General features: G+C 74.5%; 16 protein-coding genes. 7 read left to right on the plus strand and 9 right to left on the minus strand.

The window, feature by feature from the left end:
* Positions 1–33 precede the first annotated feature (33 nt).
* Complete coding sequence (locus ACZ6TB_RS18580; protein ID WP_465555744.1) at positions 34–558, plus strand: 2'-5' RNA ligase family protein; 525 nt, start codon at positions 34–36, stop codon at positions 556–558.
* On the opposite strand, the gene ACZ6TB_RS18585 is transcribed toward ACZ6TB_RS18580, so the two are convergent.
* The 4 genes from ACZ6TB_RS18585 to ACZ6TB_RS18600 all read right to left on the minus strand — a co-directional run bounded on the left by ACZ6TB_RS18585 (position 523) and on the right by ACZ6TB_RS18600 (position 4,521).
* Positions 523–1,269: a Clp protease N-terminal domain-containing protein gene (locus ACZ6TB_RS18585; protein WP_465555745.1), complete on the minus strand. Its 747-nt coding sequence runs from the start codon at positions 1,267–1,269 to the stop codon at positions 523–525. The two genes, ACZ6TB_RS18580 and ACZ6TB_RS18585, sit on opposite strands and share 36 nt — an antisense overlap.
* 10 nt (positions 1,270–1,279) lie before the next feature.
* Entirely contained in the window at positions 1,280–2,146 is an 867-nt protein-coding gene (locus ACZ6TB_RS18590; protein WP_465555746.1) for an aminoglycoside phosphotransferase family protein, read from the minus strand.
* Positions 2,143–4,038, minus strand: a complete 1,896-nt coding sequence (locus tag ACZ6TB_RS18595) for a GTP-binding protein (RefSeq protein ID WP_465555747.1) — start codon at positions 4,036–4,038, stop codon at positions 2,143–2,145. The genes ACZ6TB_RS18590 and ACZ6TB_RS18595 overlap by 4 nt, the downstream gene beginning before the upstream one ends.
* Positions 4,039–4,173: 135 nt before the next feature.
* The gene (locus tag ACZ6TB_RS18600; RefSeq protein ID WP_465555748.1) at positions 4,174–4,521 is read right to left on the minus strand and encodes a DUF6204 family protein; all 348 of its coding nucleotides are present in this window, start codon (positions 4,519–4,521) and stop codon (positions 4,174–4,176) included.
* Between the two features lie 110 nt (positions 4,522–4,631).
* Here ACZ6TB_RS18600 and ACZ6TB_RS18605 point away from each other — a divergent pair, with 110 nt between their 5' ends.
* The 5 genes from ACZ6TB_RS18605 (at position 4,632) to ACZ6TB_RS18625 (ending at position 8,923) form a co-directional block, all read left to right on the plus strand.
* Complete coding sequence (locus ACZ6TB_RS18605) at positions 4,632–6,398, plus strand: hypothetical protein (protein WP_465555749.1); 1,767 nt, start codon at positions 4,632–4,634, stop codon at positions 6,396–6,398.
* 136 nt (positions 6,399–6,534) lie between these two features.
* Positions 6,535–7,344, plus strand: coding sequence for a DUF72 domain-containing protein (locus ACZ6TB_RS18610; protein ID WP_465556053.1), 810 nt, complete (start codon positions 6,535–6,537; stop codon positions 7,342–7,344).
* A 1-nt stretch (position 7,345) separates the two neighbouring features.
* Positions 7,346–7,825: a deaminase gene (locus ACZ6TB_RS18615; RefSeq protein ID WP_465555750.1), complete on the plus strand. Its 480-nt coding sequence runs from the start codon at positions 7,346–7,348 to the stop codon at positions 7,823–7,825.
* Positions 7,818–8,357, plus strand: coding sequence for a hypothetical protein (locus tag ACZ6TB_RS18620; RefSeq protein WP_465555751.1), 540 nt, complete (start codon positions 7,818–7,820; stop codon positions 8,355–8,357). The genes ACZ6TB_RS18615 and ACZ6TB_RS18620 overlap by 8 nt, the downstream gene beginning before the upstream one ends.
* 20 nt (positions 8,358–8,377) lie before the next feature.
* Positions 8,378–8,923, plus strand: coding sequence for an alpha/beta fold hydrolase (locus ACZ6TB_RS18625; RefSeq protein ID WP_465555752.1), 546 nt, complete (start codon positions 8,378–8,380; stop codon positions 8,921–8,923).
* 8 nt (positions 8,924–8,931) lie between these two features.
* On the opposite strand, the gene ACZ6TB_RS18630 is transcribed toward ACZ6TB_RS18625, so the two are convergent.
* Together ACZ6TB_RS18630 and helR are read right to left on the minus strand one after the other, a co-directional pair.
* Positions 8,932–9,804, minus strand: coding sequence for a hypothetical protein (locus ACZ6TB_RS18630; RefSeq protein WP_465555753.1), 873 nt, complete (start codon positions 9,802–9,804; stop codon positions 8,932–8,934).
* A 141-nt stretch (positions 9,805–9,945) separates the two neighbouring features.
* Positions 9,946–12,111, minus strand: a complete 2,166-nt coding sequence (gene helR, locus ACZ6TB_RS18635; RefSeq protein WP_465555754.1) for an RNA polymerase recycling motor ATPase HelR — start codon at positions 12,109–12,111, stop codon at positions 9,946–9,948.
* Between the two features lie 102 nt (positions 12,112–12,213).
* Here helR and ACZ6TB_RS18640 point away from each other — a divergent pair, with 102 nt between their 5' ends.
* Positions 12,214–13,029 (plus strand): aminoglycoside phosphotransferase family protein, encoded by an 816-nt coding sequence (locus tag ACZ6TB_RS18640; protein ID WP_465555755.1) that lies wholly within the window; start codon positions 12,214–12,216, stop codon positions 13,027–13,029.
* On the opposite strand, the gene ACZ6TB_RS18645 is transcribed toward ACZ6TB_RS18640, so the two are convergent.
* From ACZ6TB_RS18645 to ACZ6TB_RS18655, 3 genes are all read right to left on the minus strand, one after another.
* Complete coding sequence (locus ACZ6TB_RS18645; protein WP_465555756.1) at positions 13,007–14,170, minus strand: RNA polymerase sigma factor; 1,164 nt, start codon at positions 14,168–14,170, stop codon at positions 13,007–13,009. The two genes, ACZ6TB_RS18640 and ACZ6TB_RS18645, sit on opposite strands and share 23 nt — an antisense overlap.
* Positions 14,167–14,574, minus strand: coding sequence for a YciI family protein (locus ACZ6TB_RS18650; protein ID WP_465555757.1), 408 nt, complete (start codon positions 14,572–14,574; stop codon positions 14,167–14,169). The genes ACZ6TB_RS18645 and ACZ6TB_RS18650 overlap by 4 nt, the downstream gene beginning before the upstream one ends.
* Before the next feature lie 79 nt (positions 14,575–14,653).
* Positions 14,654–15,340, minus strand: coding sequence for a TioE family transcriptional regulator (locus tag ACZ6TB_RS18655; RefSeq protein ID WP_465555758.1), 687 nt, complete (start codon positions 15,338–15,340; stop codon positions 14,654–14,656).
* Positions 15,341–15,406: the final 66 nt, after the last annotated feature.

The raw sequence follows: 15,406 nt of genomic DNA on the forward strand, positions 1-15,406 counted from the left end.
AATATCGATGGCGGGCGTCGCGACAATGAGATCATGGAGCCCACCCACAGCGCGCTGATCGTGCCGATCCCCGAGGCCGAGCCGGCCGTCGGCAAGCACCGCGACCACCTCGACCTGGCCGCCGCCTGGGGCGTGCCCGCGCACGTGACGGTGCTGTACCCGTTCGTGGCGCCGGGCGAGCTCGACGAGCACGTGCTGGCCACCGTGAAACGGATCGTCGCCGGGGTGCCCGCGTTCTTCCTGACCCTGGACGGGATCGGCTGGTTCGGCGACCGCACGGTGTGGCTGTCGCCGAACCCGGCCGAGCCGTTCCGGCGGCTCACCGCCGAGATCGCCGCGCACTTCCCCGCCCATCAGCCCTACGGCGGCGCGTTCGACGAGGTGATCCCGCACCTGACGATCGGCGAGAGCGACGACACCGGCGAGCTGACCGCGGCCGGCGAGGCGGTGCTGCCGTACCTGCCGATCCACGCCCGCGTCGACGCGGTCCGGCTGATCACCGGCCGGGAACAGCCGGGCGGCTCATGGCCGACCCGGGCCGTCTTCCCGCTCGGCTGAGGGCGAGGGTGACGGCGCGGCGGCCGATGCTTCCTCACCCTCCGCGGCGAGGAAGGCGTCCACCGCCGCCTTGAAGACGCCGAGCCGCGACAGCACGCCACCCTCCGGCTCCTCGTCCTCCACCAGCGCCAGCAGGATGTGGCCGGTGCCGACCATCTGCTGGCCGAGGCGCAGCGCCTCGCGGAACGTCAGCTCGAGCACCTTGCGGGAGCGGGCGTCGTAGGGCACCAGATCGGGCGCGTCCCCGGCCGGCGCCGGCAGCGACGCCGTGGCGGCCGCGCGCACGGCCTGCAGGTCGAGACCCTGCGCGGCCAGCGCCCGCGACCCGAGACCGTCCGCCTCCAGGACACCCAGCAGCAGATGCTCCGGGTGGATCTCCCGGTGGCCGCCGGCCTTCGCCACGTTCATCGACGCCACCACCGCCACCCGGGCCGGCGCCGAGAACCGCTCGAACCCCTGGTCGCCCTTGGCCACGAACCGCTTCTGCGCGGCCTGTTTGGTGACGCCCATGCTGCGCCCGATGTCCGTCCACGACGCCCCCGACCGGCGGGCCTGGTCGACGAAGTGGCCGATCAGGTGGTCGGCGAGCTCGCCCAGGTGATCGCCCAGCAGCACCGCGTCCTGCAGGCGCAGCAGCACGTCGTCGGGCCGGGCCCGGTGGATGGCGGTGATGAGGTCGTCGAGCCGCACCGGCGGCATGATCTGCGTCATGCCGTCAACCCTAGGTTGACGCATCCTCAGGCGTCAACACCTGGTTGACGGTGCGGCGGCCGAGCGCCGCGAAGTCCGGTTTCGAATGCTGGTAGTAGTGCCACGCGCCCAGCCCGAACACCAGCGCCCAGGCACGGCCCCGCTCCCAGGTGGCGTCGTCGACGTCACCGGCCGCGGCCCGGAAGATCGGCCGGGTGGCGGCGTCGAAGACCGTCCAGGCCGGCATGAGGTCGCACGACGGCTCCCCGATCCCCGCGCACCCGAAGTCGATCACCGCGCTCACCAGGCCGTCCCGCGCGACGAGGTTGGGCGGGAGCAGGTCGCTGTGCAGCCACACCGGCGGCCCGTCCCAGGCCGGCAGCCGCAGCGCCGCCTCCCACACCGCGGCCGCCCCCGGCACGTCGAGATCGCGCAGCGCCGCCCGCACCTCCTCGTCCCCGCGCCGATAGGTGCCGCCGCGATAGGCCGCCGGCGCGCCCGCGGTCGGCACCCGGCGCAGCGCCGCCACGAATCCACCAAGCGCTACCGCCGCGCCCGACAAGTTAGAAATGTCGTGATTGCCGGGCAACCACCGATACACCGCCCAGTACAGGGGAAAGTCCGGCCCGGGCACCCCGAGCGCGACTGGCGCGGGAATCCCCAGCGGCAGGTGACCGGCCAGGAACGGCAGCCACCGGTGCTCCTTGCGGATCGCGGCCACCGCCCCCGGCATCCGCGGCAGCCGCACCACGAGGTCGTCGCCGAGGCGGAACATCACGTTCTCGGTGCCGCTGTCCAACGGCCTCAGCGGCAACGCCGCCCACGCCGGGAACTGCGCGGCCAGCAGCCGGCGCACCAGCCCGGGAGAGATGTCCAGCTCACCGTCGTGCAGCTTCACGAGACCTCCCGGGCTCCGGCGCGGCGCACCACGCGCAACAGGTATTCCTTGCGGTCCAGCGGATCCGGCCCGGTCCGCTCCCGCACCGGCGGCGCCCCGCGCACCGGCGCGTAGTGGTCGAACGCGCTGTCCAGCACGCCCTCGCCCCGGGTCAGCGCCGGCAACCGGCGCTGCAGGTCGTGCACCCGGGCCGCCGGGATCTCGCCCTCGATCCCGGCCGCCGACGTGGCCAGCGGGACCGCCCCGAGCCGGCCCAGCACCGGCAGCACGGCCGGGATCGTGTCCGGCGGCGCCTCGGCCCGGAACGCGTGGATCGGCTCGAGCACCCGGGTGCCCGCCTCGCGCAGGGCGGCCATCAGCACCAGCGGCGTCAGGTTGCGGAAGTCCCCCGCCGTACTCGACATGCTCTTGTCGAAGATCGCGTGGGAGTGACTCTGCCGCGGCGAGTAACCCGAGTGGGTCATGGTGACCGCGCAGTCCGGCACGGCCCAGCCCCGCAGCCCCTGCCGCAGCGTCTCCCGGACGGTCTGCTCGACCGCCACGAAGAACGCCGGCGGCATCGCCCCCGGCTCCACCGCCAGACCGAAACTGATCCCGGCCCCGGTCGGCGCCGGGCGGACCCGCAGGCCGACGGTGGCCAGGAACGGGTTGGGGTCGACCTTGTTGAACTCCACCGCCGCGCCCTCGCCGATCAGGCTCTCGACGCAGATGGTGGTGGTCTGACGGAACGTCACGTCCAGGCCGTACCGCTCGGCCAGGGTGGCCTGGATGACCTCCTTCTGCACCTCGCCGTACAGCGACACGTACAGGTGCCGGTCGTCGTCGAGCCGCAGGTTGATCAGCGGGTCCTGCTCGGCGAGCTCGGTCAGGGCCGCGTGCAGCTCGGCCTTGCGCGGCGCGAGCACGGCGGTCTCCAGGCTGGGCGGGGCGAACTGCGCCGCAATCTTTCCCCGTACGCCGAACGTGTCCCCGATCTTGATCCGATTGAGTCCGCGGACCGTCCCGATCTGTCCCGCCCGCAGCTGCCCGCGGACCTCGCTGCCGCCGTCCGCGAACACGCTGATCCCGGTGACCCGGTCGGCCCCGACCGTGTCCCGCACGTGCAGGACGCCGCCGAACATGCGCAGGTAGGCGACCTTCTCCCCGGCCGGCCCCCGGTCCACCTTGAAGACCGTCCCGCTGACGCCGCCGTCGTCGCGGGCGGCCGGCAGCAGGGTGGTGATGCCGTCGATCAGGTCGTCGATGCCGGCGCCGGTGATCGCCGAGCCGAAGAACACCGGCCGCACGTCGTCGTGCGCGCGCAGCGGCGGCGCCGGCCGGTCCTCCACCAGGGCTTCGAGCACCGTGTCGTCGTGGTCGGCGAGCCGCAGCAGATCCACCCGCCGCCGCACCGCCGCCGCCCGGGTGCCGATGCCCTCGACGGCGCTCATCGGCACGATCGCCGGGCCGAGCCGGGCGGCGATCTCGTCGAGCAGGCCGCCGAAGCGGGCGCCGGCCCGATCCACCTTGTTCACGAAGATCAGGGTGGGAATGCGCAGCCGGGCGAGCGTGCGGGCCAGCACCCGGGTCTGCGCCTGCACGCCCTCGACCGCGGACACGACCAGCACGGCGCCGTCGAGGACGCCGAGGACCCGTTCCACCTCGGCGATGAAGTCCGGGTGGCCCGGGGTGTCGATCAGGTTGACCGCGGTGCCGCGCAGCGGGAACGACACCACCGCGGACTTGATGGTGATGCCGCGGCGGCGTTCCAGCTCCAGGGTGTCGGTGCGGGTGCTGCCCGCGTCGACGCTGCCGAGCTCGTCGATGACTCCGGCGGCGTACAGCAGCCGCTCGGTGAGGCTGGTCTTACCGGCGTCGACGTGCGCCAGAATGCCGAGATTGAGCGTAGCCAAGCGTCATGTCCCTCATGCTGAGTCGGAATCCTTCCTCGGTGGACATGCGCGCTGCAGCCATCTCACTTCTCTTTCCGGTCGGGTACATCGGTCGGGTGCCAGCTCATCAGGGCGGCGACCGCCGCGGCAAGCGAATTACCCGCGGGCCTCGCGGCGGCCGCGCTTGCCCAGCGGCACCTCGGACATGTCGACGGTCTGCGAGGTCAGGTTCTTCACCGGGTAGCCGCGCCCGGCCATCCACGCGGCGGCCTTCTCCTCGGCTTCGAGGGCGAGCAGGGGAATCTCCTCCTCGTCGTCGGTCTCGGCGAGGAACCGGAACGTGAAGAACGGCCGGGCCGGCAGGTCGTACGCGAGATAGCCGTCCCGGGTGTACTCGGTGCCCAGGAACGAGTGCTCGTCCCCGGCGGCGACCAGCTCGGCCTGCTGCTCGGCGCTCAACCCGTCGAACGACCCCTTCACGGTGACCCGGACAGTCCGGCTCATACCCCTCACCCTCTTCCGCTCGCCCGCCGGTCAGTATCCGCGCCGCCCCATGATCACGACAGCGATATAGCGGGACCACCCGGCAAGATCGATCCCGCTATATTCGCCGCGTGACCACCGGCTACCGTCTCGCCTGGCAGCACCGCCGCCCGCTGCTGACCGTGCTGCTGCCCGTGCTGGCCGCCGCGCTGATCACCCTCACCGCGCTGGACCTGGTGCTGGGCCGCGACCACGTGGTCATCATCAACCGGCTGCCCGTCGTGCAGGACGACGACGGCGCCGCCCTGGCCCGGGCGAAACTGCTCGCCGTCGCCCTGTTCTGGCTGCTCGGGCTGGCCGCCGCCGCGGCCACCGCGGCCGGCGCCCGCCTCGGCCTCGCCGTCCGCCCGGCCCGCGCCCTGGGGCTGGCCGCCCGCCGCCTGCCGATCCTCGCCGGGGCCGCGCTGCTGGCCGGCTACGGCACCTACCTGCTGCTGCGGCTGGCCGCCCCGGTCGGCGTCGTCGCTCTGCTGGCCGCCCTGGCGGTCGCCGCGGTCGCGGCGGCCCGGCTGCTGCTGAGCCTGCTGCCGGTCCTGCTCGGCCACGCCGGCCCGCCGCACGGCGTCGTCGCGTTCCTGCTCGGCGGCCTGGCCATCCCGGCCGCGGCCGCGCTGGCGGCCGGCCGGATCGGCGTGCCCTACCTGGGCGCGGTGCTGCTGACGGTGGTGATCGCCGTCCAGGCCGGCCTGCTCGCCGACCTCTACCCGGCCACCGGCGCGGCCACCGCGCGGCTCGGGCTGCTGGCCGGCCGGGCGGCCCGCCCACCGTGGCTCGCCCTCGCCGCGATCGTCCTGGCCCTGCTCGCCCCGGCCGGGGTCGCCGCCGCCAACCCGTTCGCCGCGCCCACCGTCCGCTCGCACGGCGACGTCCCCGGCATCACCGCCGCCGTCGCCTGGCCGGCCGGCGGGCACCCCGTGCTGGCCACCCTGTCCGGCGCCCGGTTCTGCGACGACGACCTCTGCGACCGGCACGTCGACGTCACCGGCGGCACGGCCGTCTTCGACGGGCAGGGCACGGCCGGCATCGCCGCCGACGGCAGCGCCGTGCTCAAGGCGCTCACCACCGGGGGCATGGACAACGGCGGCCCGTTCCTCGACTACAGCCTGTGCACCCGCGCCGGCTGCGAGCGCGCCTACCTGCCCGTCCGCGCGTCGGCGAAGGAACCGTTCGGCTGGCCCGGCTACGCCGCCGCCGTCGGCCCCGACCACGCGATCTGGTTCGCCCTCGCCTGGCCGGCCGCCACGACGTACCGGCTCGTGCTGATCCGCTGCGCCGAGGCCGGCTGCCCCCGGCCCGAACGCCGCGAGGCGGGCACCGTCGAACGCCTGCCCGGCCCCGACGCCGCCGAAAACCAGCAGGTCCGGCTCACCTTCACGGCCGGCGGCCACCCGCAGATCGCCGTCCGCACCGGCCTCGAAGCGATCACCACCACCGGCACCACCCTGGTCGGCGAGCCCGGCAGCATCTGGACCACCACCACCGCCGGAACGGCCGTCTCCTACCGGCCCGGCTCGCTGCGCGTCGGCGACCGGCTCATGAACCTGCCCGGCAACGCCGTCGCCACCGATTCCGGGGCGGTCGCGGCGGCCGGCGGCCACGCCTGGGCCACCGCCGCCGAGCCGGCGCCCGCACCCGGCTTCCACGTCACCGTCGGCGCCACCGGCGAACCGGCCTACTGGCGGCAGATCCTGTGGCGCTGCGACCCGGCCGGCTGCCGGCGGCAGATCCTCGACGGCTTCGCCACCCGCTACGGCCGCGAAGTCATGGCCGCCGCCCCCGACGGGCGGGTCCTCATCGTTCGCCGCGACCGGATCCTCCTGGTATCGGCCGCAGCGTGAACCAGCGCGCCGCGGCCCGCAGCTCCTGCCGGGTCTGCTCCCGCTGTCCCTCGTCGAGCGACATGACGACCCCCTCGCCGTAACCGTCGCGGCCAACGCTAGCGTTGGCCGGATGCAGCTTCACGTCGGTTGCGCCATGTGGTCGCTGAAGGCCTGGCAGGGCCGGTTCGTCGCGGCGTCGCTGCCGGCCGGCGAGCGGCTGCGGGCGTACGCCGAGTGGTGCAACGCGGTCGAGGGAAACACCACCTTCTACGCGACGCCGGCCCGCGACACGGTGGCCGGCTGGGCCGCCCAGACCGACCCGGGCTTCCGGTTCCTGATGAAACTGCCCCGCGCCGTCACCCACGAGCACCGCCTCGCCGGCGCCGGCGACGACCTCGCCCGCTTCTGGGACGCCATGGAACCGCTCGGCCCGCGCGTGCACGCGTTCTGGATCCAGCTGCCCGGCTCCTTCGGCCCCGCCGACATCGGCGTCCTGGAGACCTTCCTGCGCCGGCTCCCGCAGCAGCACGCGTACGCGGTGGAGGTCCGCCACCCCGGCTTCTTCGAGCAGCCGGCCGCCCTCACCGCCGTCCTCGACCGGGCCGGCGCCGAATGGGTGCCGTTCGACACCACCGCGTTCTTCGCCGCGCCACCCACCAGCGACGCCGAACGCGACGCCTGGACCAAGAAGCCCCGCATGCCGCTGCGCACCACCGCGCTGACCGGCCGCCCGGTCATCCGCTACCTCGGCCGCGACGACACCCGCGAGACGGTCGAGGGCTGGCAGCGCTGGGTCGAGACCACCGCCGGCTGGCTGCGCGAGGGCCGCACCCCCACCGTCTTCGTGCACACCCCCGACAACGCCGACGCGCCGGCCCTGGCCCGCCGCTTCCACGACGAGGTCCGCGCCCGTGTCCCCGGCCTCGCGCCGCTGCCCGAGGCCGCCCCGATGACACTATTCTGAGGTGACCCACGAGCACTGGATGAGCCGCGCCGTCGAGCTGGCCCGCCTCGCGCCCCGATCCGCCCGGGCGTTCGCCGTCGGCGCCGTCCTGGTCGACGCGAGCGGCGAGGAGATCTCGTCCGGCTACTCCCGCGACACCGACCCGCTGGTGCACGCCGAGGAGTCGGCCATCGCCAAAGCCGATCCCGGCGTACGCCTGGAGCAGGCCACCCTCTACAGCACGCTCGAGCCCTGCTCGAAACGCGCGCACCGCCCCGACGCCACCTGCACCGCCCTGATCCTCGCCGCCCGGATCCCCCGCGTGGTCATCGCCTGGCGCGAACCCGACGTGTTCGTCACCTGCGAGGGCGTCGCCCTGCTGACCGCCGCCGGCGTCGAGGTCGTCGAGCTGACCGCGTTCGCCGCCGCGGCCCGCGCCGTCAACGCCCACCTCCCCGGTCTGCCGTGGACACCGCTGTGGGAGACTCCCGGCCGTGGGTGACGACGAGCGTGGGCTGACCGCCCGGGACCTCGTGCCCGCCGCGGGCGGCGACTGGCACGGGCTGCTGTTCGACAACCAGGCCGTCGGCCTGCCGCCGGCCCTGACCTGGACCTTCCGCATCCCGTTCGCGCAGGCCGAGCTCACCGTCGACTGGGTGCCGCTCGACGCGCCCGGGTGGCGGCGGATGGCCGGGCAGTCCGCGGTCAGCGACGCGTTCGCCGAACCGGCCGAGTCCAGCGTCTACCACGAGGGCGTGCACCACCGCTACGACCGGGCCGAGCTCACCGTCGCCGAGCAGGACGGCGCCCGCATCCGCGTGATCGTCGCCGTCAGCGGCGACATCGACCGGCTCGGCCCCGACACCATCACCGCCGACACGTGGCTCACCTTCACCGGCATCAGCGTGCAGCTCGCCGGCGCCGGCACCACCGAGACCGCCCTCGCCCGGCTCGCCGAGTTCACCGACACCGCCGGTCTCGCACCACGGCCGGACGCACCCGGCGTGGCCGTCCAATTCGGACCATCGGCGTGACTTTGTTCTAGGCTCGGGAGATGGCCGACGCCCTCGTCATCCCCGGCCGCAGCAGCGGACCCTACGCCCCGCTGCCCTGCTACACCGGTGACCTGGCCGAACTGCGCGGCGCCCGGGTGCACCGGCACGAGTGGACCGCGCCGCCGCCCGGCCACCCCGAGATCTTCGAACCGGCGGCCCAGCAGTGGGTGCGCGACCAGGTGACCCCGCTGCTGGACACGCTCGACCGGCCGCTGCTGATCGGCAAGTCCCTCGGCACGTACGCGTGCGGCATCGCCGCCGAACGGGACCTGCCCGCCGTCTGGCTCACCCCGCTGCTGCACGTCCCGCACGTGGTCGCCGCGCTGGAGCGGGCCACCGCCCCGTTCCTGCTCGTCGGCGGCACCGCCGACCAGCACTGGGACCCGGCCGCCGCGCGGCGGCTCACCCCGCACGTGTTCGAGGTCGCCGGCGCCGACCACGGCATGTACGTGCCCGGCCCGCTCACCGCGTCGATCGCCGTGCTGGCCCAGGTCGTGCACGCCATGGCCGAGTTCCTCGACGAGACCGGCCTGTCACTGCGATAGTCCAGCCCTCAGATGAGCTGCCACTCCAGGCCCTGCCAGTGCACCGGCGGGCCCGGCTCGCGGCCGCCGAGCGGGTCGGCGTCCTCCGGCCACAACCCGGTCACCGCGATCTGCGCGACCGCCGCCGACCGGGTCGGGTCGTGCTCGCCCAGCAGCGCCGCCGTCACCCCGGCCGCGGTCAGCACCGTACGGGTCAGGTCCAGCCGCACCGGCGGCATCTTCGCCCGCGCCGCAGCCGCGTCCGCCGCCTGCTCGAACGCCCGCCGCGCGGCCAGATCCACCGGCGAGGCCAGCATCCGGGCCAGCGCTGCCGCCAGCTCCGCATCGGCGGGCAGCAGCTTGGCCAGATCGGGCGCGTCGGCGACGGTGGTGTCGGCGACGTCGAACGCGGCCACCCACAACAGCCCCGACGTCTGCGTCCGGCACGGCGACGTGGTCGCCGCCCACACCGCGGACCGGAAGATGCCGTTGTGCAGCCGGCTCTCCGGGTCCTCGATCAGCCGCTCCAGGGCGTGCCGGGCGATCAGCGCCAGATCCCGGTCCACCTCGACCGACCCGGCGCCCCGCTCGACCAGGTACTCGACCTTGCCGTCGTCGTCGACCACGACGCAGAACGCGTCCCGGAACCCCGACTGGCGGATCTCCCCGAACAGGCAGGCGCGCGGCGCCCCCGGCGGCGTATCCAGGATGCCGGCGCCGATGTCGTCGCGCATCCACCGGTCGTAGCCGGTCACCGGCACGTCCTCTACCAGTACTTCTTCGACCGCCCGCCGTCCTTCGGCGAACAGCTCGGCGGGTGTGGGCGCGGCCCCCGCGCGGGGGTGCGGCGGGCGGAAGGCGGTCGTCTGACGCGGTCTGTCCGCGTATTCACGGAAGCGCATGGCCGCATCGTGACAGCGCCGCTCAGCGACAGGTCGCACCCCGAGTCCGACCCGGCGGCGATCGAAACAACCCCCAGCCGCCTCGGCCTCGCGCCGCTCGCCGCCCAGATCGTCCTGGGCGCCCTGGCCGGCACGGCCCGGCTACGGGTGGGTCAGGATCACCAGCTCCTGCGTCGCGCGGGTCATGGCCACGTAACGGTCCACGGCGCCCTCGATGCCGGTGCCGAAGGCGGCCGGGTCGACCAGGACCACCAGGTCGAACTCCAGGCCCTTGGACAGCAGCGGGGTCAGCGACCGCACCCGGGCCGATCCGGAGAACGACGGGTCGCCGATGACGCAGGCGACGCCCTCGCCCTCGGCGTGCGCGGCCAGCCACGCCTCGACGATCGCGTCCCGCTCGGCGTACGCGCCGTGGCGTACCGGCACGCCGCCGCGCCGGATCGACGTCGGCACGTTCGCGTCGGGCAGCGCGGCCCGGATCACCGGCGACGCCACCTCCATGATCTCCTCCGGGGTCCGGTAGTTGATCGTCAGCGACGCCATCGTGACCGCCGGCAGGCCGACCCGGGCCAGGCGCTCCGCCCACGACTCGGTGAAGCCGTGCCGCGCCTGGGCCCGGTCCCCGACGATGGTGAAACTGCGCGACGGGCAGCGCAGCAGCAGCATCTGCCACTCGGCGTCGGTCAGCTCCTGCGCCTCGTCCACGACGATGTGCGCGAACGGCCCGGCCAGCTGATCGGGCTCGGCCCGCTGCAGGATCGCCTCGTCGACCAGCGACTCGCGCATGTCCTGCCCCTTCAGCATCGTCCACACGCCCTCGCCGTCGTCGTACGCGGTGGCGTCGAGCAGGTCGTCCACGACCCGGGACATGTTCTCCCGCTGGGTCGCCAGCAGCGCCTCCTCCCGGCGGCGGCGCCGCGACGACTCCGGGTCGCCGAGCCGCTGCCGGGCCGCGTCCAGCAGCGGCAGATCCGGCACCGTCCACGCCCGGGCATAGGGCCGCTGCAGTTGCGCCACCTCGGCCGCGGACAGCCACGGCGCGCACCGCCGCAGGTACGCCGGCACCGACCACAGGTCGGCGACGATGTCCGCCGCCTCCAGCAACGGCCAGGACCGGTTGAACGCCGCGCCCAGCTCACGGTTGTGCGCGAGCTGACGGCGTACGAAATCCTCGGGCTCGTCGCCCTGGTATTTCTCCACCAGGATCGCCAGCAGCTCCTCCCACACCTCGTCGCGGCCCTCGTTGTGCGGCGTGCCCGGGCCCGGCACCGCGAACGCCTCGGCCCAGTCCGCCGCCGTCAGCCGCAGCTCCTCGTCGCCGGCCACCACCGTCAGCGGCTTGATCGGCGGCTCCTCGTAGAACCGGACCGCGGCCTCGATCGCCTTCACCAGATCGGCCGACGACTTGAGCCGCGCCACCGCGGGATCGGTCTCCGGCGCCGCGCCGGCGCCCTCGGTGACCAGATCCCGCAGCGTGCACGTCTGTACGCCCTCCTCGCCGAGGCTGGGCAGCACGTCCGCCACATAGGCCAGGTACGGCTCGTGCGGCCCCACGAACAGCAGCCCGCCGTGCTTGTGCCCGAGCCGCGGATCGGCGTACAGCAGATAGGCCGAGCGGTGCAGCGCGACCACCGTCTTGCCGGTGCCCGGCCCGCCGTCGACCACCAGCGACCCGCCCGAGCCGGCCCGGATGATCGCGTCCTGGTCGGCCTGGATCGTGCCCAGCACGTCCCGCATCCGCCCCGACCGGTCCCCGCCGAGGCTCGCCACGAACGCCGACTGATCGTCCAGCGACGCCCGGTGCCCGTCGAACCCGTCCGGCGTGAACACCTCGTCCCAGTAGTCGGTGATCCGGCCGCCCGCCCACCGGTACCGGCGCCGGCTGGAAAGGCCCATCGGGTTGGCGTGCGTCGCCCCGAAGAACGGCTCCGCCGCCGGTGACCGCCAGTCCAGCAGCAGCCGCCGCCCCTGGTCGTCGGTCAGCCCCAGCCGCCCGACGTAGACCGGGTCGCCGCCGTCCGCGGCGACCATGTGCCCGAGACACAGGTCGAGCCCGAACCGGCGCAGCGCCCGCAGCCGCCCGGACAGCCGGCGGACCTCCTGGTCACGGTCCAGGGCCCGCCGCCCGATGCCGCCCGGCGCCTTCCGCTCGGTCTCCAGCCGCTGCGACAGGTCGTCGATCGAGCGCCGCAGGCTGCCGGCGATCGCGGCGAAGTGCTTGTCGTCCCCGGCGATCAGCGCCGGCTCGGCCTTGGCCGACAACCGCTCGGGGAGAGAAAAAGCGCTGTCGATTCCGGTCCTCTGCACTGAGCAGCCCCCATTTGCTTGGCCAACACACCACCTAGGCTGGCGATTCTGCGCCGTTATGGGGGTCTTGCCGCAAGCCCCCCTATCCGCTATACCTTGAAAGTGGAGGGGAGCGCGCAGCACTTGCTCGGTGCGGGCATGGAGGGCGCGGTCTACGCCGTCGACGAGACCCGGGTCGCGAAACACTGGCACCGCGGCGACATCCCCACTCTGCACCGCCTCGCCGCCTTCTACGACGCCCTGTCCACGCGCGGGCTGTCGTTCGCCGTCCCCCGCATCGAGTCGATCGAGGTCGTCGACGGCCGCGTCGTCACCGTCGAGCGCCGCTTCCACGGCCGGAGCCCCACGACCCCCGGCCCGGTCCTCGCCGTGCTCGCCGAACTGGCCACCACCGGCCCCCTGGCCGAGGCCCGCGACCTGCCCGTGCTGGGCGGCCGGCCGCTCGACGGCGACTTCCCCGGCGCCCTCGCCCGGCTCGCCGCGCGCCGCGTCACCCCCGTGCTCGCCGAGGCCGTCGGCCACCTGGACGCGCTGATGGCCGCCCTGCCCGGCCGCCTGCGCGACGTCGACACCGGCGCCCGGGCCGTCATCCACGGCGACCTGATCCCCGGCAACATCCTGGTCGGCGACGCCGGCACCGCCGTGCTGGACTGGGGATTCCTCACCACCGAGGGCGACCCGGCCTTCGACGCCGCCGTCACCGCCGCGATCTTCGACATGTACGGGCCCGGCGCCCGCGCCACCGAACGGGCCCTGCAGGACCGGATGCCGTACGACCGCACCACGCTGCTGGTCTACCGGGCCGCCTACAGCCTGATCACCGCCACCGCCTACGACCCGGCCGGCGCCGACGGGCACTTCGCGTGGTGCGCCGAGGCCCTGCGCCGGCCCGAGATCATTCGCGCGCTGCTCGGCTGACCAGCTGCCGCACCCGGGCCGCCTCCCGGGTCAGATGATCACGCTCGGGGACGCTGGCCGCCGCGCGGGCCGCCGCCGCGTACAGGTCGGCCGCCTCGGCCCAGTCGCCGGCCCGCTCCCGCAGGTAGGCCAGCACCGCCGGGTACCGCGGCAGCCGCGGGTCGACCCCGGCCAGGGCGGCCAGCCCCGCCTGCGGGCCGTCCGCCTCGGCCACCGCCACCGCCCGGTTCAGCCGCACCACCGGGCTGCCGGTCAGCCCCAGCAGCTCGTCGTACCACTCGACGATCTGCACCCAGTCGGTCTCGGCGGCGCTCGGCGCGTCGGCGTGCAGGGCGGCGATCGCGGCCTGCGCCTGGTACTCGCCGAGCCGGTCGCGGGCCATCGCCGCCCGCAGCACCGTCACCCCCTCGGCGATCAGCGTGGTGTCCCAGCGCGACCGGTCCTGCGCGGCCAGCGGGATCAGGCGACCGGCCGGTCCGGTACGGGAATCGCGGCGCGCGTGATGCAGCAGCATCAGCGCCAGCAGCCCGGCCGCCTCGGGCTCGCCGCCGGTCAGCGCGACCAGCTGCCGGGTGATCCGGATCGCCTCCGCCGCCAGGTCGACATCCCCGCCGTACCCCTCGTTGAAGACCAGGTAGAGCACCCGCAGCACGGTCGGCAGATCGCCCGGCCGGTCCAGCGGCATCCCCTCGAGCTTGCGTTTGGCCCGGCCGATCCGCTGCGCCATGGTCGCCTCCGGCACCAGGTAGGCCGCCGCGATCTGCCGGGTGGTCAGCCCGCCGACCGCCCGCAACGTCAGCGCCACGGCCGCGCCGCTGGGCAGCGCCGGATGCGCGCACAGGAAGTACAACCGCAGCGTGTCGTCGGAGGCCGGCGCCGCCGCCGGCTCGACCTGCGCGACCGACGCCGCCCGCTCCCGGCCGCGCCGCGACGCGTCGGAGCGGGCGGCGTCGACGAACTTGCGCCACGCCACCGCGACCAGCCATCCCTTCGGGTCGCGCGGTGGCTCCTCCGGCCACGTCGCCAGCGCCCGGATCAGGGCCTCCTGCACGGCGTCCTCGGCCGACGCGAAATCCGCGCCGCGCCGGACGAGGACGCCGATGACCGCGGGCACCAGCTCCCGCAGCAGCGTCTCGTTCATTCCGCCACGGTCACCGGCTCGCCCAGGAACGGCCGCACCTCGATCCACTCCAGCAGCGGCTTCCCGCCGGCGCCCGGCGCCGCCGACAACTCCGCCGCCAGCTCGGCAGCCCGGTCCCACGACTCCACGTCGATGACCATCCAGCCGGCGATGAGATCCTTCGTCTCGGCGAACGGCCCGTCGGTGACCGGCGGCCGGCCCTCGCCGCCGGAGCGCACGAACGCCCCGGTCGGCGCGACGGCCTGACCGTCGACGAACTCGCCGGTCTGCTGCAGCCGATCGGCGTAGTCGCTCATGAACTGCATGTGCGCGTCGACCTCGGCCGGCGTCCACCGGTCGATCGGGATCGCGTCGCCGGCCGGCTCGGGGCCGCCGCGGTAGTGCTTGAGCAGCAGATACTTCATGTCGATGCTCCCTCTTCGGTGTCTGGCCTTCGTCGTTGCCCCCGGGGACGGAGCCGCCGCCGCGTTCTCGACAACTTCCTCAAACTTTTTTCAGGTACGCGTCGAGCGCCCCCGCCCCAGCGAGCAGCGCCCGGCCGCGGGCGGTCAGCCGGGCCCGCCAGTCGCGCAGCATCCCCTCCAGCGGCGCGACCCCGCCCGCCGCCCGCACCTGGTCGATCACGGGCGCGATCTGCGCCAGCCGGTAGCCGCCGCGGCGCAGCTGGTGCACCAGCCGGGCGTCGCGCACATCGGCCGCACCGTAGACCCGGTAGCCGGTCAGCCGGTCCCGGCGCGGCACGACGAGACCCGCCGCCTCCCATTTGCGCAGCGTGGCCGGGCGGACCCCGAGCCCGCGGGCGAGCGGCCCGACGAACGTGTCACCCCGCCGCGGCGGCACCGGCGCCAGGTCGTCCAGCGCCACCTCGACCGCCCGCAACGTGCGCCGGTCGTCGAGCAGCTGCGCGTGGCTCTCGTCGACCAGCCGCAGCGCCGCCTCGACCGCGCCGTCGTTGACGGCCCGCATGATCGCCGTGGCGGTGTGGTGGCCGTGCCCCGGCACCAGCGCCAGGAACGCGTCGAGGGCGTGCGCGTGCCGCGGCGTGTAAGTGCGATAGCCGGCCGGGGTGCGCGCGGCCGGGGGCAGGATGCCGTCCGCCTCGTAGTTGCGGACCGCCTGCGTCGACAGGCCGTGCCCGCGCGCCAGGTCGACCGGCCTCAGCCGTACCACTGCTTGAAGGTTTTCCGCCATCACCCTCGCCGCCACGCTCGCCGCCATCGCGAGCAAGTCTCAACC

The organism is Actinoplanes sp. NPDC051537, assembly GCF_055586105.1.